Below are 19,049 nucleotides of genomic sequence, written 5' to 3'. Positions count from 1 at the left end.
TCATTATGATAAAAAGATATATTATTTATCCTGCATTGGCAATGGTGCTGATGCTGGGCAGTTGTGAGTTGGTTGAGGTGGAAAATCCTAACCTGATTGAAGATCGTTTTCTGGGTGCAGGTAATTCAGCTGTTGAGTGGACAGATGGAATGCGTCGCCAGATGAGTGTGGTGGTAGGTTCCAACACAGAGTTTACAGAGTTAGTATCTGATAACTATTTTAATAATTATACCTCCAGCAGTAAAGTATTCGATATTCCTCAAATCAATTATTTTGATCAGGATGTAGCCAATTTACAGGCAGGTATTAACCGGCTGATGGAGATGTGTGAATATGGACTGACGAAAGTTTTTCCTGCTGATGCACAATCTACCCCACTGCAAAAGGCAGAGGTGATGATGTACAAGGCCTATGGACACTTGCTGAGTGCTGATCTTTTTGTGGGTATGCCAGCTACACCCCTGGGAGAGGTTCTTTCACCGGAGGCTCACCGTAATGCAGCGATTGCCTTATTGAACGAAGCGCAACCATTGTTTACCGCAGCAGATGATCGTTTGGTTTGCGCGTTATTGCGGGCCCGTGCGTATTATGGTTTGGGAAATGCACAGCAAGCCCGGTCGGAGGCAAATACTGCCCTGCAAAACCCGCTGCTGTTGAGACAGGTGAAGTATGGCCAGAATTCCGGTCTGAACAATAACTTCCAGGGGAATATCTTCACGACCAGCGGAACCAATCCTTTTGCACCGCTGCCAAGACTAGATTTCCTGGATCCCAAATATTTTAACACTGATCAGGTTGCGGCTAATGATCAAAAGCCAATCGCCATTGCGAAAGCAGAAGAAGCTTATCTGATTATTGCCGAGGCGATGGTCTCAGCAAATGAGCTGACCGCAGCTCAGGGAATATTGAAAAGCATGTTAACGGACTGCGTTTCGAAAAGGGCAACGGTAAGTTTGAGCGATAAAGCAGAGACGCGTAATGGTGGTAACAGAAAAGATTATCCACTGACAGCGGTGAATGTAAAATTTGATGCGACTTCTCCCGAGAAAGCGGGATATGTGTACAACAGGCAGGCAGGTAACATTACTGCTTATCTGGTTTCAGGGACTAAAGTAACAGCTGCGGAGATTGACGCTGCGAATACCCAGGATGGTCTTTTATATCTGGTCTACCTGCTCAGACAGGAAATTTTTATTGCCGAAGGCCGCCGCATGACAGATCTGGGAATTCGATTCCCGGTATCACAACGCGAACAGCTTGGAAATACCAATGTAAAACCTGAACATACCCAGGCCATCCTTCCTGCCTTTATTCCAAAAAATCGCGAAATGGATGATTTTGAGGTGAATGTGGCTACAGGTGTGGTTACCATGAAACATGACATGAACAAGGTACTGGTACAGAACAAGACTGCCACCGGGATCATGCCATTTATGAAATAAGAGGATTAAATACGAAATATAAACTCAGATATAGCTATTAGCGCCTTGAAGAATACTGATCATAGCCTGATAGCTGATTAAAACAAAATATTTATATGAAAGCAAATATCATCAAAAAATTGCTGCTGGTCGGTACCATTGCACTGAGCTTACCCGCATTTTCCCAGACTTCGAAACATGTGATTCTGATCAGTATTGACGGTTTCAGGCCAGATTTTTACCTGGATAAAAGCTGGCCGGCACCGAATTTACAGGCAATGGTTAAAAATGGAGCCCATGCAAAAGGAGTGAGGTGTATTTTTCCAAGTGTTACCTATCCTTCCCACACGACGCTGATTACAGGCGCTTTTCCTGCACACCATGGCATTACTTACAATACGATGCCAAATGACAAACGGGTGTACGAGTGGACGACTGATAGCCGTAAGATTAAATCAGAAACGTTATGGCAGGCAGTCAGAAAAGCAGGAATGAAATCTGCTTCGGTTTCCTGGCCGATTTCCGTAGGTGCTGAAATTGATTACAACCTCCCTGAAATCTGGTCGGCTACAAATATGTCAGATCGTAAATCTGCCATCGCTGAATTTGCTACACCAAAAGGATTTTTCTCAGAAATAGAGGAGTATGCAATCGGTAAAGCAGAGGTCAATGACCTGAATCTGCAGTACCTGACCATGGACGAGAACAATAGTCGTATGGCAGCTTATATTATCCGTAAGTATAAGCCTGAATTTTTAAGTATTCACATTGTTGGTGTAGATGGTGCTCAGCACAAAGAAGGACGCTCTGGTGAAGGTGTGTTGAAAGCCCTGGCTTCGGCAGATCATGCGGTAGCTAACATCATGGATGCATTGATCAAAGCAGGCATCCAGGACAGCACTACTGTGATCGTTACCGGTGACCATGGTTTTGTGGATATCAATAAAGTTCTTGCTCCGAATGTATGGCTCAAAGAACTGGGGATTGACAGTAAAGTGGGTGCAGAAGAACCCGTAGCTAAATTTCAATCTGCAGGTGGTGCCGCTTTTTTCCACCTGAAAGATCAGAAGAATGTGAAATTGCTGGCCAAGGTGCGCAAAAAATTAGCTGAACTTCCGGATACGTATAAATCGCTTTTCCGAATCGTAGAGCGCGAAGAACTGAATAAAATAGGGGCAGATCCGCATGCGAGTTTTGCACTGGCGCCGGTTAAAGGCATATACATCCAGGACAGTGATTCAGGACCGCTAATTGCCCCTAAAAAAGGTGGTGCACATGGATTTTTTCCTGATATTCCGGAAATTCAAACGGGTTTTATTGCCATTGGTCCGGGGATAGATAAAGGATTGCTGGTGGAAGGAATTGGCCTGGAAGATATTGCGCCAACCGCTGCAGCGATTTTAGGCATTAAGTTTAATGCACCTGACGGCAAGCCCATAAAGGCATTGCTGAAATAACTGCATTAAAAAAATGCCCTACTGATTATTCATCCTCACTGCCCTTTGAATCCTTAGGGTAGTGAGGATGTTTTTAAAAATAAAAGACTTTACCTTTTTATGAAGAAGTGCTGCCTGGGATAGCTTTAAAGTACTTTTTTCGAAACCAGAAAGCTAAATTTACCAATGCAATCAGTGCAGGGACTTCTACCAATGGACCGATTACCCCGGCAAAGGCCTGGCCTGAATGGATTCCAAATACACCTATAGCAACTGCTATGGCCAGTTCAAAATTGTTTCCCGTAGCAGTAAAGGCTATAGAGGCACTTTTGGAGTAGTCCGCGCCGAAAAAACGTCCTGCAAAAAAGCTGAAGACAAACATGATGGAAAAGTAAATGATTAGCGGGATCGCAATTCTGATTACATCAAAGGGAATTTGAACAATCAGTTCCCCTTTTAAACTAAACATTACCACAATGGTAAATAAAAGGGCAATTAGTGTAACGGGTGAAATGAGGGGAATAAACCGGCGTTTGAACCATTCTTCTCCTTTAAGGCCAATCAGGCTATAACGGGTTACAATTCCCATGGCAAAAGGAAGCCCCAGATACAGGCCAACACTTTTGGCAATTTCTCCAATGGTAATGTGGACGGCTAAGCCCTTTAATCCAAAATAGGGTGGAAGTACGGTGATGAAGACATAGGCAAATAGGCTGTAGAATAGTACCTGGAAAATACTATTTAAGGCGATAAGGCCGGCCGCATACTCCCTGTCCCCTTCTGCCAGTTCATTCCATACCACTACCATTGCAATACACCGTGCAAGACCAATTAGGATGAGGCCAACCATATAGTCAGGATAATCCCGGAGAAAGGTAATGGCAAGGAAAAACATGAGAAACGGGCCGATAACCCAGTTCAGGATCAGGGAAACAGACAATACCCTGATGTCTTTAAAGACTTCCCTCATTTTCTCATATTTTACTTTCAGCAGGGGCGGATACATCATGAGGATTAAACCGATAGCGAGTGGAATGTTTGTGGTCCCGCTTGAAAAGGAATTGATATAAACGGCTGAGGAGGGAATGAAGAAACCTATGGCAATTCCTGCCCCCATGGCTATAAAAATCCATAGGGTGAGGTAACGGTCTAAAAAACTCAGTTTTTTTCTTTCACTTGCTGCTGCGCAATTGTTGATGGACATGGTAAGAGGTTAGTGTTAAAGATGTTCCTGAACAAAATTCATTGCATAAACTTTAATCAAATCCCGTACGCTCCTGAATTCTTCCATCACCTCCTCTGCTGATCCTGAGGCTTTCGCCGGGTCTGGGAAATTTTGGTGGAAACGGATTGCTTGTCCGGGGATGAACGGGCAGGCTTCATTTGCATGGTCACAAACAGTAATCACGTAATCGAATGGAACAGATAAATATTCATCTACGTGGTTTGAGGTATGGCTGGAAATATCTATATGGTCTTCTGCCATCACCTGAATGGCCTTGGGATTTACGCCATGTGTTTCTATTCCTGCACTGTAAATTTTTGCTTTATCTCCTGCAAAGGATTTAAGGTATCCTTCTGCCAGCTGACTGCGGCAGCTGTTTCCTGTACAGAGTACTAATATATTTCTCATTAGTTATTTATTGTTTTTCATTTGTATTCAAGAACTCGCAAGCTCGGTTTAATTGGTGTTAGTAAGCGGTAGGCACATGAGGGGTTCATCTCCTTCTTTTTTATCAGCAACAGCCGGAACCTGGAGTACAAACATCCCCGCCTGCAGCAAAATTTATCAATTCCACCTTCGGTTTTTCTGCTGGGCAACATTCTTCACCGGTAGTTTTTGTTCCACAACTTTCGCCCCTTTCCATTGCCTTACATTGAACAGCACCTGGACGTAAATCAATAATCAGGTTACCTCCGGAAATGATAAAATCGTTTGGAAACAATTGCCGGGTATCAAATTGTGAATTTCCGAATTCAATCTTAACGGTTGCCAGGGGATTTAAAGGGAGTGACTTTTCTACCAGGTCTACAATCGATAAGGCCTTACTGACTGTCATCGCCCTTTCCTGTTCTGCAGGTTCAGGTTCCCATAATTGAACGATAATTTCCGTCCAGCTGTTCATCACTCCGCCACAATCTACAGATACAATAGGTGCCTGTTTGATTTCGGTGATATGGTAAGAAGGATCCACCCATTGATTCTCCGCATATTGAAATTGTAGGGTCAGATCAGGATGTTGGGCCAATGTTTCTTTGAAACTTTTCCAGTTTACCGCTTCTGGTTTATTCATAATTTGATGTGTTTATGATAGATTGTATATTGCAATATTACGATGATTGGATTCAAATTTTTTTTTAACAACAATTAGTTTTAAGACTGTAGGTGCCGAAAAATCCTGACAGTTGTTTTTGCAGGTCGTCCCATACCATAGGATTGATGCAATAACAAACGGAAACACCTTCAATCGTTCCCTGGATTAATCCTGCAGTTTTGAGTTCTTTCAGGTGTTGAGAAATTGTAGCTTGTGCCAATCCCAATTCTTCCACTAAGTCACCGCAAATGCAAGCATTGGTTTTGATGATCTGTTGCAGAATCGCAATCCTCGCAGGATGGGCGATTGCCTTCAGCATAACAGCTAATCTGTTTTGTTCTTCAGTAAATATTTCTGTTTTGGTGAGTCCCATAATATATATTGCAATATTACGATTGATTAAGTAGGATGCCAAATAAATTTGTACTTATTTTACCAGGGTGCATTTGCACATGGTGTATAACGTAAATCATCTGCTCTCCGTAGAGGTTCCGATGATTTCCAAAGAGGGGAAGAAATTCTGTTAAATTGACCTGAATCTTCGTCAGTTGGGTTCCTGCCCAGGCATCCACACCCCAATATTCAATTTTATCCTTTATTGGTGTCATTTAAGAGCATAAAAAGAAAATAAAAATAAAATATTCTGCTTTCAATGGGGTGATTTCTGTAATTCAACTGTTTTTATACATAGAACGGTCTGTGAAATATCCCAATCAATGCTTGTTCTGCTAAAATTTTATTGAAATAAATATATGTTTAAGAAAATCTTCATTGTTAGCGTCTTTATGCTATTGTTCATGAACACCTTTTTGGTTCATGCACAGTCAAACTTTACCATCAGTCCGGTTCGTCCGAAAGCAGGACACGTGATTAAAGCAAGTTACCAGCCCAAAGGAACACCTTTGTTTGGCAAAAAGAACGTAACCGCAACGATCTATCAGTTTACTACTGATTATACCTGGCGCAAAGTAGAGGTAAAGTTGGTACAGCAAGATACCTCATGGGTATTGGATTATAAATTACCGGAAGATGTTGTTGTAGTGGCTTTCAAATTTAAAAGCGGAAAAATCACAGACAATGGCCAGGGAATGGCTTACGGTTGGCTAATCAGCGGAGAAGATGATAAAGTACTGCCGGGTGCTTATGCAGGCTGGGCATTTCTGCGAAATGCATCTGTGCCTGAATTATTTCCCGATTTTACAACGGATAAATTCCTGATCGGTGACGATGTAGTTGATTATTGGATGAAACTTCAGGTGAGGGAAAATCCATCTACAAAGCGGCATATATTTTATCCGGCCCTGAAAGTTCTGAAGAAAATGGATCCGGAGAAGGCCAGAAAGCAGGCGGAAGAGGATTTGAGCTATATGAAATTATTGGATAATGTGAACGAACGGGAGTTGCTGGCAATCAAAAAAGTTTACGCAGAAATTCTGGAGCGTCCGGCGGCAGCAGATTCTGTGGGTCGTCTGATTGCCTCAATAGATTCAGCCGCAATCAAGCGCCGTAACCCGGAGAAACTCGAAGCAGTAAAGGCACTGAGAAATGAACGCGACATTAAAAAATTACTGCCAATGACGATCGATTTCCTTGAACGTTTTCCGATGGATAAGGCCGACCGTGCTTTTGACCAGCAGAACTTCATTAATTATTCAAAATTCTATAGCAGTATCGCCATTGTCAGTTCGGTGGAAAAAGATTCCGTTACCTTTAAAAAATATGTAGCGAATGCACCTTTCGGCAGTTTGGCAGATATCTTCTACAGATGCATGGAAGTACCTTATGTTTCCTTAAAGAGCTTTACCGCGCAGGAAGCCTATGTGTACGCCCGGCCGGTAATGAGCAGGTTGCTGCAGTTTAACCAGGTTAAACCTGAGGGATTCATGGATGTCTATTTCAGCAGCATCCCAACTTATGCCAATATCCTGATGCATTTGGGGAAAGATGAACCTGCACTGGGTTTTGCAACTTCGGCACAGCAAAAATATGCATATGGAACTGCCACCCTGAATGAGGTACAGGCGATCTTACTTGAGCGTACCCCTGGCAAAACGGCGGAACTGAAACAGGTGCTGGAACAGAGCATGAGAAAAAATCAGATGACTCCGCTGATGATGAACATGCTGAAGAAACAATATGTTTCCTTACAGAAAAGTGAGGATGGTTATGCGGCTTATCTGGCTTCCCTGAAAGATGTAAAACTGGACTCTGCTTTGGAGAATAAAGTTAGGGAAGCGATGATAAAGAAAGAGGTGCCTGATTTCAGTGTGAAAAATAATAGTGGCAAAGTGGTGAAACTGAGCGACCAAAAGGGGAAAGTTGTGGTACTTGATTTCTGGGCTTCCTGGTGTGCGCCTTGTAAAGCTGCATTCCCTGGAATGAAGATGGCAGTGGAAAAATATAAGAACGATAAGGATGTGGTATTTTTCTTTGTGGATACGCAGGAAAAAATAAAAGACTATGAAGCCTATGTTAAAAAATACCTGAAAGATAATAACTACGATTTCAATGTGTTGTTTGATACCGGTTCCAGTATTTCAAAGAGTTATGGTGTCGGCCCGATCCCGCATAAGATGGTGATCGATAAAAATGGTGTATTGCGTTTTTCAGAAGTAGGTTATATGGGAAGTCCTTCTGAGCTGCTGGATGAAATCAGCATGATGGTGGAATTGGCCCGTAAAGAAAATTAACAAAAGTATTAAGTTCCTTTTTATTGTTGTTGCAACGCATAGCTCTATGCGTTGCATTTTTTTTGCACTCAACCGGGATGGCCACATCCGGATTTCTCCCCCTATGGGCTTCATTGTCTGATGGTGTGGATAAATATTGATCAAAATTTTGAGTGACCTGAGATTATCTGCCATTTTTTATTAGATTTATCCATTGAATCTGCAATTATTGAGAAATACCAGCTCATCTGTATATGGATTTTGGTATTAGCCCTCATGAATTTTGATTTTATAAAATTATAGCGCCAACTTATTTAACATTGCGTGTTGTTCCTTAGGCTTTTGATCAGAATTGCTCTGGTTTTGATTAAATTACGGAACCCGATCTCATGAAGGAACCCATTATATACACCGATTTAGTGCTGCTGAAAAGAATGCAGGAAGGCGATGAAGACGCTTTCAGGGAGATTTATGACCGGTACAATGAATTGTTGTATGCTTATGCATTCCGGCGGCTTCAATCAAAGGAAGAAGCAAAGGATGTGGTGCAGGAGGTCTTTATTAATCTTTGGGAGAGACGTTCCGTGTTCGTGCTCAAGACCTATCTTGCTGGTTTTTTATATAAATCGGTGCTCAATAAAATTCTGGACATCTGGAAACACAATAAAGTAGTGAGGAGACATGTGCTCAGTCAGCCCCTGGAAATCGATGTAGATTCGGTGGAAACTGACTTTCTGGTGCGTGAAAAAGAAGTCGCAGCCCTGATTACGAAGGAAATTGCGGCAATGCCGCCCAGGATGCGCGAAGTTTATGAGCTTAAATTCAGGCATTTTTACTCCGCGACACAAATTGCAGCTGATTTAGGAATATCTGAAAATACGGTAGCCACACAACTTCAGCGTGCATCGGCACACCTTAAGAATAAACTGGGACTGATTGTCTTTATTATCTACGTATTGAATAAATAATGTAATTATTTCCTGCTGAATTTCAGTGTATTGCATTTTTTGTTCTCCTTTTCTTCAATTTTTTTTAAAACGCTTGTGGTTGATTCGCCTTTCTGAATCGTCTTTGGGGTATAATTGGCAATAATTGTACTCAATTTACAAAAATGGACAATAAGCAGATTGATAGATTACTGGATAAACTCCAATCGGGAGACTTTAATGCGGCTGATGAGCAATATGTTCGTGCATTTATCCATGATTTTAATAAAGAAGGGGATTCCGGACTGAAGGAGGCGGACTTTGCCGAGGCGAAGGAGGAGATGTGGAAAAGCATTGTGCTGCAGACCGGTCGCCCTAAAAAGACGAGAAAGCTGCCGGCATACCTGATCTCGGCTGCTGCAGCTATCGCTGTCATTGTATTCGGGGCCGGGCTTTTTTATTTCAATTCGGTTACCAGAAAGGATGGGGCAAACCCGGCTGGCAGGACAGCCGTAATTGTGCCTGGGAAGTCTGGCGCAACGCTGACACTCGCCAATGGCAAGGTAATCAGGCTGAATGATGTGGGGCAGGGTGAACTGGCTACTGAAGCTGGGGTATCCATTAAAAAAACAGCCAGCGGGGAGCTGGTGTATGAGGTGAAGGGTACGGCTTCCGACCTTGATCAGATGAATACTTTAAGTACGGCAAGGGGGGAAACATTCCACGTACGTTTGCCGGATAATTCCCTTGTACAGCTGAATGCCGCTTCAAGTTTGACCTACTCTGCAAAATTGACTGAGGGAGGGAAGCGTGTGGTCAGTTTATCTGGCGAGGCCTATTTTGAAATAGCCAAAGATAAAGCCCATCCTTTTGTGGTTCGGACAGGCGGGGGACAGGAAGTTGAAGTCCTGGGCACACATTTCAATGTCAGTGCCTATGAGGAAGAACCTCTTGTCAAAACGACTTTACTGGAAGGCAGCGTGAAGATTAACCGAGAGTCGAAAGAGGGTGGATCTTTGTTATTGAAACCTGGCCAGCAAAGTTCCTGCGATGGCACCGCTATTAAAGTGCTGGATGTGGACGTGGAAAGGGAAGTGGCCTGGAAAAACGGAAGGTTTGTGTTTGGCGGCCAGGATTTCAGAAGTGCCATGCGTGCCATCGCCAGATGGTATGATATAGAGGTCGTTTATGACTATGAGCCCGCTAATTTAGAAATCGGCGGAACCTTGTTACGCTCAAGGAATATTACTGAAGTGCTGAAAGTGCTTCAGGCAACCGGGGATGTGAACTTTAAGATTGAGGGAAGGAGGGTGCACGTGATTAAATAAATACTTTTCAAGTGATCCTGAATGAACCGGGAGTGGTGCAAACACCCCCGGAAGATTGGTAGGATTATCTAATACCTTTTCGCGGAAATTATCAACCAAAACTGGACAGTATATTCCAGTCAAACCAACAACTAAATGTATAAAAATTTTACCAATGATTATGGTAAGCCTCCCGGCTATGCCCTAAGATTTTTGATTATTATGAAGATAATCGTTGTTATTCTACTGACCACCATTTTTCAAGCCAATGCAAGTATAGGCAATGCACAGACCATCACGATCAAAGAGAAGGGGCTTTCGCTGGAGACTATCCTTAACAAAATTAGTAGCCAGAGCAATTATGACCTGGTCTACAATAGGAATATCGTGAAGGGATTTAATGACCTTGATCTTAACCTGAATGCCGTTTCCGTAGAAAAAGCACTGGAAACCTGTTTCAGAAATTTACCGCTGACTTTCAGTATTGAAAACAGAATTGTGGTGATCAGAAGGAAAGCAGGCACTTTTACAGCCGACCCGGCAGAGGTGATACAGGATTCTGTAATTACCGGGAAAGTGATCGACGCCCTGACCAAACAACCGATATCCGGTGTGACTGTAAGTAACAGGAATGGCAAAAATTCGGTTCAGACCAACCTGCAGGGTACCTTCCGGATAGAAGGCCAGAAGGGATCATTGCTCAGTTTTTCCTATCTCGGTTATGAGCGCAAGTCGGTTACCATTAAATCGGCAGGCACAGTGCTCACGATTTCTTTACAGGAATCGGTCAGTGAAATGAAAGACGTGGTAATTACAGGGATCGTGAATGTCGATAAAAAAGCATTTACCGGAACCTCCCGGAGTTTCAACGACCAGGAATTGGGGCAGGTGACCAATAATAACGTACTTTCTGCCTTACGCGCACTGGATCCTTCTTTCCAGCTGCCGGAAAATATCAATCTGGGTTCCAATCCGAATGTCCTGCCTGAAGTGGTACTCCGTGGTGGAAATAGTTTGGTGGATACCCGGCAGGCAGCTGCACAAAGCCGGTTCAATTATGAGCCTTCTCCCAATGCACCACTGTTTATTATAGATGGGTTCGAGACTACACTACAACGTGTGAATGATCTGGATATGACCCGTATCCAAAGTGTAACGATCCTGAAGGATGCAAGTGCCACGGCCATGTATGGTTCCCAAGGTGCCAATGGGGTGATTGTTATTGAATTGAAAAGGCCAAAACCTGGTAAGCTAACCGTTTCCTATAACCTGCTGACCTCCCTGGAAACGCCGGATATCAGCGGATATGACCTGCTGAATGCCCGCGAAAAGTTTGAACTGGAGGACAGGTCGGGCGTATATACTTTTCCGGTGAACGGAATGCAGAATGAACTGAATCTGTTGCGTGCGGCAAGATTGAAGGCAGTGAATGAAGGGGTAAATACCGACTGGCTGGCCAAACCTTTACAAAATGGTTTCGGACAGAAACATACTCTGCTGGTGGAAGGTGGGGCAGAGGCTATCAATTATGGGATAAACTTCAGCTATGACCAGAAAGGAACCGCCATGAAGGGGTCCGGGCGCAATACAACCACCGCAAATTCATACCTCGGTTACCGTTATAAGGGACTGAGGGTGAGGAATGACCTTACCCTGACCTTCAATAAGGCGAACAATTCACCGTATGGAACGTTCAGCCAGTATTCTCGGTTAAATCCCTACTGGACACCCTATGATGAGAATGGAGAAGTGAAGGCCTTCGTTGAAAACGTTATCGATCCGGCAACAGGGAACAGGATTACGGTGGGTGATGCCTACGATAACCTGAATGGTACCCCTGTGGGCAGGGCGGCTAACCCCCTGTACAATGCTACGCTCAACCTCAGGGACCAGACCAGTTACAGAAGCATCACCAATAATTTTGAGGCTACGTATGATGCTTCAGCTGCGCTGCAGTTTCAAACCTCTTTTTCCTATACGACACAGCAGGATGAATCAGATGTCTTCCTGCCTTCAGCACATACCTCATTCAATAACCTACCTATCTTTCAGCGGGGTTCTTATGCCAAAGGATATGGACAGAGTGAAAATATAATCGGGAACCTTACAGCCAGGTTTGCCAAAAATTTTAACAAACACCAGGTAAATTTGACGGTAAGGGGTACCGGAAGCCACAGGACAACGGCTTCTCAATCTTTTACCGTGGTTGGATTTTCCAATCAGTTCATGGATGAGCTGACATTGGGTAGTGGTTTTCTTCCAAATAGCCGGCCTTCCGGCACAGAAAGTATCATCAGGTCTCTGGGAACGGTTGGAATTGGCAGCTATTCTTACGATAACAGATATTTTATAGATGCGACGGTGAGGGTAGACGGGGCTTCCAATATTGGTTCCGATAAACGTTTTGCCCCCTTTTGGTCGGTAGGCGGAAGATGGAATTTGCACAATGAGCAGTTCCTGAAAGGCACAAAGGATATTCAGCAGCTGGTGCTGAAGTATTCCGTTGGAACAACAGGTACGCAGGGCTTTACGAGTTCACAGGCACTAACGACTTCCCAGTATTTTACAGACCAGGAATACCGTGGGGTTATTCCTACCTATATCCTGGGATATGGAAATCCGTTGCTGGCCTGGTCCCAGACCCTCAAGCAAAATCTTTCCTTCGAAACCCTGTTGTTTGACAGATTGAGTCTGCAGGCCAGTTATTTCCTGGAGCGGACCAAGGGAAGCAATGCCTTTATTTCTACAGCACCATCCAGCGGTTTTAGCGGATATTATGATAATATGGGTGATGTAGTGAATAAGGGGTATGAGATTTATAGTTCGTTTACCTTGCTGAAAAATACGGCGAGGAGGAATTTCATCAGATTGAATGCGAATTTCTTCCATGTCACCAATAAGATTGAAAAAATATCTTCTACCATCAGGGCGCTGAATAACCGGGGAAACACAACACTATCCAACACACCACTGCCCCGGTATGCGGAAGGACAATCCAGAAATGCAATATGGGGTATACAGTCGCTGGGAATTGATCCCGCGACCGGAAGTGAAGTCTTTGTGAAACGGGATGGTACTTACACCACGGTGTACAATCCGGCAGATCAGGTGATCATTGGGGATTCGACACCCGACCTTACCGGCAGCTTCGGGACCAACGTGGAGATTAACGGTATAGGTTTCAACATCTATGTGAATTTTAGCGTTGGCGGACAGGCCTATAACCAGACACTGGTAGACAGGGTAGAAAATGTAAATGTGAACCAGTACAATGTGGACAGGAGGGTAGCGACCGAACGCTGGAGAAATCCGGGAGATATCTCACTTTACAGGGCTATTGTCAATTCAGGAATCACCAACAATGCAAGAAATGAGTTTGGGGAATTGGTGATCCTGCCCACCACAATAACCTATACCACTTCCAGGTTCATCCAGCGGAACAACTGGATTGAGGCGCAGAGTGCCCAGCTGTACTACCGTTTTACCGATAAATTGAACCGCAAACTGAGTCTGCAGAATACAAAAATTACGCTCAATGTGATGCAGCCTTTCCGCTTCGCGAGTATCAAAAGGGAACGTGGTTTAGATTATCCTTTCGCCCACAATGTCAGTTTACAGTTTAGTACTACGTTTTAACCGAAGACCAATCAGAAAATATGAAACACCATAAAATTATTTTTATAGCAGTGGCTTGCTTTGTCACGCAGCTGACTGTCTCCTGCAAGAAATTCCTGGATGTGACACCGAAAACAAGTGTCGAAGAATCGGTACAGTTTCAAACCAGACAAGGTTTTGTAGATGCATTGTTAGGGGTTTACCAGGTCATGGCCAGACCTGCAGGATATGGCAGGGAATTCACTTATGGGGCGATGGATATATTCGCCCAGCGGTATGAGAATAAATCCACCGCAAATACGCTGTACAATAGGTTAGCCACCTATAATTATGTAGAAGTTAGTGTCAGGGCAGTACTGGATGGTATGTTCAGTAATTCCTATGCGGCCATCGCCCAGAGTAATTATGTCCTGAAGCATGTGGATAATGGTGTGCTCGACGAAACGAGCCAGAAAATCGTAAAGGGGGAGGCCCTGGGTTTACGTGGATTTTTGCACCTGGATATTATCCGTCTTTTTTCGGATAACTACGATGGCGGAGCTAATGCTTCTTCACCTTCTATTGCTTACCTGAAGGAATTTTCTACAGGAGTTAATGGCCGGCTGAACCTGGGTAAAGCATTGGAGTTATGTGAGGCCGATTTGAAGGCAGCGGAGCAATTGTTGGCGCAAACCGTCGATGCAGGTACTGTATTTGACCGTACAGGCACCAATCCTGATGTGCTGTTGCAATTCCGCCATAACCGCATGAATTACTGGGCAGTGAAAGCTACGCTGGCAAGATTATATCAGTTAAAAGGGGATAAAGTGAATGCGCTGAAGTATGCAACTGAAGTGATTGGCAGCGCAAAATTCAATTTTGTCAATCAAACTTCACTGGTGGTGGATCCAACCAGTGAGGATGCCGATCCTACTTTCCTTAGCGAGCATGTTTTTTCGCTGTACAAATCCAATTTAAAGACCATTGCTGATGATGTGTTTAAGAATGCCTCCTCTACGGGAGAAGCAAGTGATTTATGGTCGACCAAAGCGGCTTTAGCGATTGTTTACCCTACTGCATTTCCAGATGATGTGCGTTGCCCTTCGGCTCCGAAAAGTTTGTGGAATGAAGTGTCTACGGCAATTGTCTATTCGAAGAAGTACTGGAGTGATGCAAGCAAAGGGGTACGCCAGAAAATGATTCCTGTCATCAAACTGGCAGAAATGTACTATATCGCTGCGGAAGCTGCACCAGACCTCACTGCCGCCGGCACCTATGTTAATTTTGTGCGAAATTCCAGGTTAATTCCCGGGACGCTTGTCTTTACCACTACCGCACAGCTCGACACGGAATTGATGATCGAGTACCGTAAGGAGTTTTATGCGGAGGGTCAGTTATGGTCCTATTATAAAAGAAAAAACCTTGCTGCGATATGGAACGGCGGTTCCGGAACAGGGACTATTGCGATGACGAAGGCCAAATATATCTTCCCTTTACCAGAGGCTGAGATAGAATTCGGATCGACCAATTATTAACGTTAACCACACTAAATTATGAAATGGACTATAAATAAAATATACCTGGCCATGGGGCTCCTTTTCCTCATGGCTTCATGTAAGGAAGATGAGGGACTGTTTTTCAATTCAGCTACCAATGTTTATGTAACGAGCTCACCTGACAGTGTAATCTATACCTTCGCTACACGTCCCAGTTCCTTGATGGCCGATACGGTAAAGATAGCCTGTACCATTATGGGAAGTTCTTCAGCAGAGGACCGTCCAATTACCTTTGTGGCCAGGGATAGCTCCACAGCAAAAGCGAATTACCATTACAAACTGCTTCCCGGAGTAGTTAAAGCCAATGCTTTTGTTGCTGAAATACCGGTAGTGGTATACCGCAGGGCAGGGTTAAAGGACAGTACTTTACAAGTGATCTTTGACATTAAAGACAATGATCAGCTAAAGGCAGGATACCCGAACAGGTTGCGGTATAAAATAACTCTGGATGACAAGCTTGGAAAGCCCAGCAATTGGGAGACCTACTGGAAGAATCATTTCGGTGACTATTCTGAAGTTAAATTCCGGTTCCTTATTTCGGCCACGGGCAGAACCAGCTGGAATTCATCCGCTCTTCCCGGCGAACTGGCCTATCTGAATGGGCAGGCAAGATATGCACTATTGCAATATAATGAATCCAATGTCCTGCCGCTTAGGGATGAGTTTGGTAACCTTGTTTTCTTCCCATAATCGGTATTTATCAAAATATTCAACGACTAAAGAAATGAATTTGAACTTTATACATACCACGCTGTGGATAGGCTTTATGACAGTGTTGCTGTTTACAGGCTGTAAAAAAGATGAGAGCACAGCAGCATCGCATCAGGTCAACACGATTGAGCTCAATGGCGATGATGCAATCATGACGGTATTCCAAAATACTGTTCTTCATATCAAACCAGACATTACGGTAAGTTTACCGGAAAAAAGAAATGACCTGGAATATACCTGGATAGCCTATCAGAACAATCCTTCAGTGAGTGGAAATAGCCTGAGGTTTGTGATCTCCAATGAAGAAGAGCTCGACTATGTGCTCAAACCCGAACTGTTTATTCTTGGAGAGCCTTATATGATCAGGTTTGAGGCAAAAGACAAAGAATCGGGGGTAAGCTCTTATTTTAATTATAGGATTCTGATCGGGAACAGGTTTTCCGGTGCAGGTTTAATGGTACTGGTAGACCAGAATGGGATAGGCGATTTGTCTTATGTCTTTCAGGATAAAACGGTGCAACATAATGTGTATACTTCCATCAATTCAAGCCCGGTACTCAAACCCCGGAAACTTGAAATTGTGACCTCAACTATTGATGACGGGATTACGGCTGCATCAAAGAAAATTTATCTGTTGGCGGAGAGTGGCAGCCAGGAAATTACGTATACCAATCTGATAAAAAAGCTGGATTATAATGCCCTTTTTTATACGCCACCAAATGCTGCAAAACCTTCAGTAATGCGATGGCTGTCTTCTATAGGGATTTTTATTGGTGATGGTAAGGTCCATCTCAATCTCTCCGGAGGCTTCCCCGGTCAGAAGAAATGGGGAGTAAGCCTGGTGAGTCCGGAGGGAAATTTAAATTATGACCTTGCCCCTTTTGCCATCGGTGGCCCGAATGTAAGTGCAATGGTGTATGACAATATGGCCAGGAAATTTTACCTGGTGCCGAGCAGTGGGACGCAACTGCAAAATTTCTCTGCATCGGCAAGCAATCCTGCGGCATTCGACCTCGATAATGTAGGGATGACCATGTTGTACCTGGATTCAGCCAGTTCGCCAAATGAATACAATGCCATTATGAAAAGTGCAGATAATTTACCTTACCGTCTGAAGGTAAAAACAATTAATACATCCGTTGCGAATCCGAATTTCTCTATGGAAAAGGTGGCCATGAACGCCCCGGATATCTTGAATATGTCGGCAGCGGCCAATTCTACTACTGCCAATTATATTTATTATGGGGTAGACCATGTGCTCCGCACTTATGCTATTGGAACCAATGATATCCAGGCAACTTTTAGTTTTCCTTCGAATGAAAAGATTACCGCGATGAAATTTAACAGGTCGGTTTTACAGGGGACTGAACGTGCCCCACGACTTGCCGTGGCTACCTGGGATGGGACTGAAGGACGCTTGTACTTTTTCACCGTCGGGAATTTCGGCGTGATTGGTGAGTATACCGATCGCCTGACTGGTTTTGGAAAAATTATCGATATGGCCATTAAATACTAAAGCAAAAAATACAGGATTTACCAACTGCATACCTAAAAAATTAAAACATGAAAAAATTAGCACACACATTTTGTGCAGCTGCAATCATTCTTGGTTGTGGCGTACAGCATTCTTTTGCCCAATCGGCCGGAGCTGCCCAGGATACCCTTGCCCAGCGCTACAGGAAAATGGCCCAGTCAGCCAATCCTGCGGAAAAGGAGCAATTGCAAACAGAGTTATATACTTTGCTGAAGAGCAGCAAAGAGGAAGATTGGGCAACTGCAGCCCAGTACTTCAATCGGCTGGGTAAACCAAAGGTCCAGGATTCTATCATTGCTGCGGGGAAGAAGAAATTCCCTGCGGGGCGCTGGGTGAGAGACGAAGCGATTACAACGATCTATGAGGAGAAAGACCCGATAAAGAAAGAGCAAAAATATCTGGTCTGGCTGAAAAAGTTCGCGCCGGAGAAGTTTGGGGCAGACCGTATCCAGTATGATTATGCCAGTAATTCCGTTGCTACAGCCTTCGCCGAAGCAGGCAATGTAAAAAAAGCAGTGTATTATGCCAATCAGGTACAGACCCCCGCCTGGAAGGGAGAAGGATTTGCCGGCCCGGCAATGCGTTTACTCAAAGCAGGTCATGAAAAGGAAGCTGAAGACTTGCTGAAGAAAGCCTGGGACGTTTCTTATCGCGCGGCAACCACTGAAAAGGATAATTATGGGGCGGGATTTACTGCACAGGGCTTGCCAGGTTATACGCGTAGCCTGGTTGAGCTGAACCTGAAAAGAAAAGACTACCAGGGCAGCATGCAGTACCTTCAACCGATCTACGATCATGTACCTGCAATGGCAGCCTCACTTGCTGGCCAGTATGCAGCTGTATTGCAGGGCCTGGGTAAAAAAACGGAGGCTTTTGATGTACTGCAAAAAAGCATTCAGGGAGGAACGGCCTCCCAGGAGATGAAAGATCGTTTTAAGACATTATGGGTGGAACTGAAAGGTGCTGAGGCCGGATATGGAGACTTTCTTGCTTCAGTAAATAAAGGCCTGATTGCCCAGATGCAGGAGGAACTGAAGGCAAAGACGCTCAGCAGACCTGCCCCGCTTTTTACATTAAAGGACGTAAACGGGAAATCCGTATCCTTAAAAGACCTGAGGGGAAAGGTGGTGGTGCTTGACTTCTGGGCAACCTGGTGCGGACCCTGCAAAGCCTCATTTCCAGGGATGAAAAGCGCTATCGAAAAATATGCAAAGGATGGTGAGGTGCAGTTCCTTTTCATCCATACCTGGGAAAAAGAGGAGAATGCAACAGCCAGTGCCAGGAATTTTATAACGTCGAATAACTATCCTTTTGAAGTATTGATGGATCTTAAAAATGAGAATGGAATCAATTCAGTGGTTACTGACTATAATGTAAAAGGCATTCCGGCCAAATTTATAGTAGATAAACAAGGAAATATCCGTTTCGAATTGATGGGAAATGGTGGTAAATATGATCCCGTCGAAGAAATATCGGCAATGATCGACCTGGCTAAAAAGACAGCCCCACTGGGCAAATAGACAGCACAAAAAGAAGCCCTCTGACCAGCAATGATCAGAGGGCTTCTTTTTGTTTATTTC

Annotated in this window: 14 protein-coding genes; 10 read left to right on the top strand and 4 right to left on the bottom strand. The window is 44.1% G+C overall.

The genetic code is table 11. The annotated features are described in order from the left end of the window. The first annotated feature begins 5 nt into the window (after nucleotides 1-5). A complete protein-coding gene (locus ACSBL2_RS20550) occupies nucleotides 6-1,442 on the top strand; it encodes a hypothetical protein (protein WP_442588434.1) in 1,437 nt (478 codons plus the stop codon). 95 nt (nucleotides 1,443-1,537) lie between these two features. Further along, entirely contained in the window at nucleotides 1,538-2,878 is a 1,341-nt protein-coding gene (locus ACSBL2_RS20545; RefSeq protein WP_442588433.1) for an alkaline phosphatase family protein, read from the top strand. A gap of 97 nt (nucleotides 2,879-2,975) precedes the next feature. Here the strand turns inward: ACSBL2_RS20545 and arsB are convergent, their stop codons facing one another. The 4 genes from arsB to ACSBL2_RS20525 form a co-directional block, all read right to left on the bottom strand. Beyond that, nucleotides 2,976-4,061 carry an ACR3 family arsenite efflux transporter gene (gene arsB / locus ACSBL2_RS20540; protein WP_442588432.1) on the bottom strand — a complete coding sequence of 362 codons (1,086 nt, stop codon included), beginning with the start codon at nucleotides 4,059-4,061 and terminating at the stop codon, nucleotides 2,976-2,978. A 15-nt stretch (nucleotides 4,062-4,076) separates the two neighbouring features. Beyond that, the gene (locus ACSBL2_RS20535; RefSeq protein ID WP_442588431.1) at nucleotides 4,077-4,490 is read right to left on the bottom strand and encodes an arsenate reductase ArsC; all 414 of its coding nucleotides are present in this window, start codon (nucleotides 4,488-4,490) and stop codon (nucleotides 4,077-4,079) included. Between the two features lie 103 nt (nucleotides 4,491-4,593). After that, nucleotides 4,594-5,151 (bottom strand): DUF6428 family protein, encoded by a 558-nt coding sequence (locus tag ACSBL2_RS20530; protein WP_442588430.1) that lies wholly within the window; start codon nucleotides 5,149-5,151, stop codon nucleotides 4,594-4,596. A 64-nt stretch (nucleotides 5,152-5,215) separates the two neighbouring features. Then, nucleotides 5,216-5,545 (bottom strand): ArsR/SmtB family transcription factor, encoded by a 330-nt coding sequence (locus ACSBL2_RS20525; protein WP_442588429.1) that lies wholly within the window; start codon nucleotides 5,543-5,545, stop codon nucleotides 5,216-5,218. 424 nt (nucleotides 5,546-5,969) lie between these two features. Between ACSBL2_RS20525 and ACSBL2_RS20520 the strand changes: the two genes are divergently transcribed. The 8 genes from ACSBL2_RS20520 to ACSBL2_RS20485 all read left to right on the top strand — a co-directional run bounded on the left by ACSBL2_RS20520 (nucleotide 5,970) and on the right by ACSBL2_RS20485 (nucleotide 18,989). Then, nucleotides 5,970-7,862 carry a TlpA family protein disulfide reductase gene (locus ACSBL2_RS20520; protein WP_442588428.1) on the top strand — a complete coding sequence of 631 codons (1,893 nt, stop codon included), beginning with the start codon at nucleotides 5,970-5,972 and terminating at the stop codon, nucleotides 7,860-7,862. Between the two features lie 368 nt (nucleotides 7,863-8,230). After that, nucleotides 8,231-8,809 carry an RNA polymerase sigma factor gene (locus ACSBL2_RS20515; protein ID WP_442588427.1) on the top strand — a complete coding sequence of 193 codons (579 nt, stop codon included), beginning with the start codon at nucleotides 8,231-8,233 and terminating at the stop codon, nucleotides 8,807-8,809. Between the two features lie 143 nt (nucleotides 8,810-8,952). After that, nucleotides 8,953-10,095, top strand: a complete 1,143-nt coding sequence (locus ACSBL2_RS20510) for a FecR family protein (protein WP_442588426.1) — start codon at nucleotides 8,953-8,955, stop codon at nucleotides 10,093-10,095. Nucleotides 10,096-10,296: 201 nt separating this feature from the next. Next, the gene (locus tag ACSBL2_RS20505; protein WP_442588425.1) at nucleotides 10,297-13,710 is read left to right on the top strand and encodes a SusC/RagA family TonB-linked outer membrane protein; all 3,414 of its coding nucleotides are present in this window, start codon (nucleotides 10,297-10,299) and stop codon (nucleotides 13,708-13,710) included. Nucleotides 13,711-13,730: 20 nt separating this feature from the next. Then, the gene (locus ACSBL2_RS20500; protein ID WP_442588424.1) at nucleotides 13,731-15,203 is read left to right on the top strand and encodes a RagB/SusD family nutrient uptake outer membrane protein; all 1,473 of its coding nucleotides are present in this window, start codon (nucleotides 13,731-13,733) and stop codon (nucleotides 15,201-15,203) included. Nucleotides 15,204-15,221: 18 nt separating this feature from the next. Beyond that, nucleotides 15,222-15,914 carry a DUF4843 domain-containing protein gene (locus ACSBL2_RS20495; protein ID WP_442588423.1) on the top strand — a complete coding sequence of 231 codons (693 nt, stop codon included), beginning with the start codon at nucleotides 15,222-15,224 and terminating at the stop codon, nucleotides 15,912-15,914. Nucleotides 15,915-15,948: 34 nt separating this feature from the next. After that, nucleotides 15,949-17,451, top strand: coding sequence for a PKD-like family lipoprotein (locus tag ACSBL2_RS20490; RefSeq protein ID WP_442588422.1), 1,503 nt, complete (start codon nucleotides 15,949-15,951; stop codon nucleotides 17,449-17,451). Between the two features lie 47 nt (nucleotides 17,452-17,498). Continuing rightward, a complete protein-coding gene (locus ACSBL2_RS20485; protein ID WP_442588421.1) occupies nucleotides 17,499-18,989 on the top strand; it encodes a peroxiredoxin family protein in 1,491 nt (496 codons plus the stop codon). Nucleotides 18,990-19,049: the final 60 nt, after the last annotated feature.

The organism is Pedobacter sp. AW31-3R, from assembly GCF_052180285.1.
Taxonomy (GTDB): domain Bacteria; phylum Bacteroidota; class Bacteroidia; order Sphingobacteriales; family Sphingobacteriaceae; genus Pedobacter.
This window is presented reverse-complemented; position numbering and strand designations above follow the sequence as displayed.

Bases quoted from the DNA above. Each gene is read 5' to 3' on its own strand.
- ACSBL2_RS20550 (WP_442588434.1), top strand. From the start codon at position 6: ATGATAAAAAGATATATTATTTATCCTGCATTGGCAATGGTGCTGATG.
- ACSBL2_RS20545 (WP_442588433.1), top strand. From the start codon at position 1,538: ATGAAAGCAAATATCATCAAAAAATTGCTGCTGGTCGGTACCATTGCA.
- arsB (WP_442588432.1), bottom strand. From the start codon at position 4,061: ATGTCCATCAACAATTGCGCAGCAGCAAGTGAAAGAAAAAAACTGAGT.
- ACSBL2_RS20535 (WP_442588431.1), bottom strand. From the start codon at position 4,490: ATGAGAAATATATTAGTACTCTGTACAGGAAACAGCTGCCGCAGTCAG.
- ACSBL2_RS20530 (WP_442588430.1), bottom strand. From the start codon at position 5,151: ATGAATAAACCAGAAGCGGTAAACTGGAAAAGTTTCAAAGAAACATTG.
- ACSBL2_RS20525 (WP_442588429.1), bottom strand. From the start codon at position 5,545: ATGGGACTCACCAAAACAGAAATATTTACTGAAGAACAAAACAGATTA.
- ACSBL2_RS20520 (WP_442588428.1), top strand. From the start codon at position 5,970: ATGAACACCTTTTTGGTTCATGCACAGTCAAACTTTACCATCAGTCCG.
- ACSBL2_RS20515 (WP_442588427.1), top strand. From the start codon at position 8,231: ATGAAGGAACCCATTATATACACCGATTTAGTGCTGCTGAAAAGAATG.
- ACSBL2_RS20510 (WP_442588426.1), top strand. From the start codon at position 8,953: ATGGACAATAAGCAGATTGATAGATTACTGGATAAACTCCAATCGGGA.
- ACSBL2_RS20505 (WP_442588425.1), top strand. From the start codon at position 10,297: ATGAAGATAATCGTTGTTATTCTACTGACCACCATTTTTCAAGCCAAT.
- ACSBL2_RS20500 (WP_442588424.1), top strand. From the start codon at position 13,731: ATGAAACACCATAAAATTATTTTTATAGCAGTGGCTTGCTTTGTCACG.
- ACSBL2_RS20495 (WP_442588423.1), top strand. From the start codon at position 15,222: ATGAAATGGACTATAAATAAAATATACCTGGCCATGGGGCTCCTTTTC.
- ACSBL2_RS20490 (WP_442588422.1), top strand. From the start codon at position 15,949: ATGAATTTGAACTTTATACATACCACGCTGTGGATAGGCTTTATGACA.
- ACSBL2_RS20485 (WP_442588421.1), top strand. From the start codon at position 17,499: ATGAAAAAATTAGCACACACATTTTGTGCAGCTGCAATCATTCTTGGT.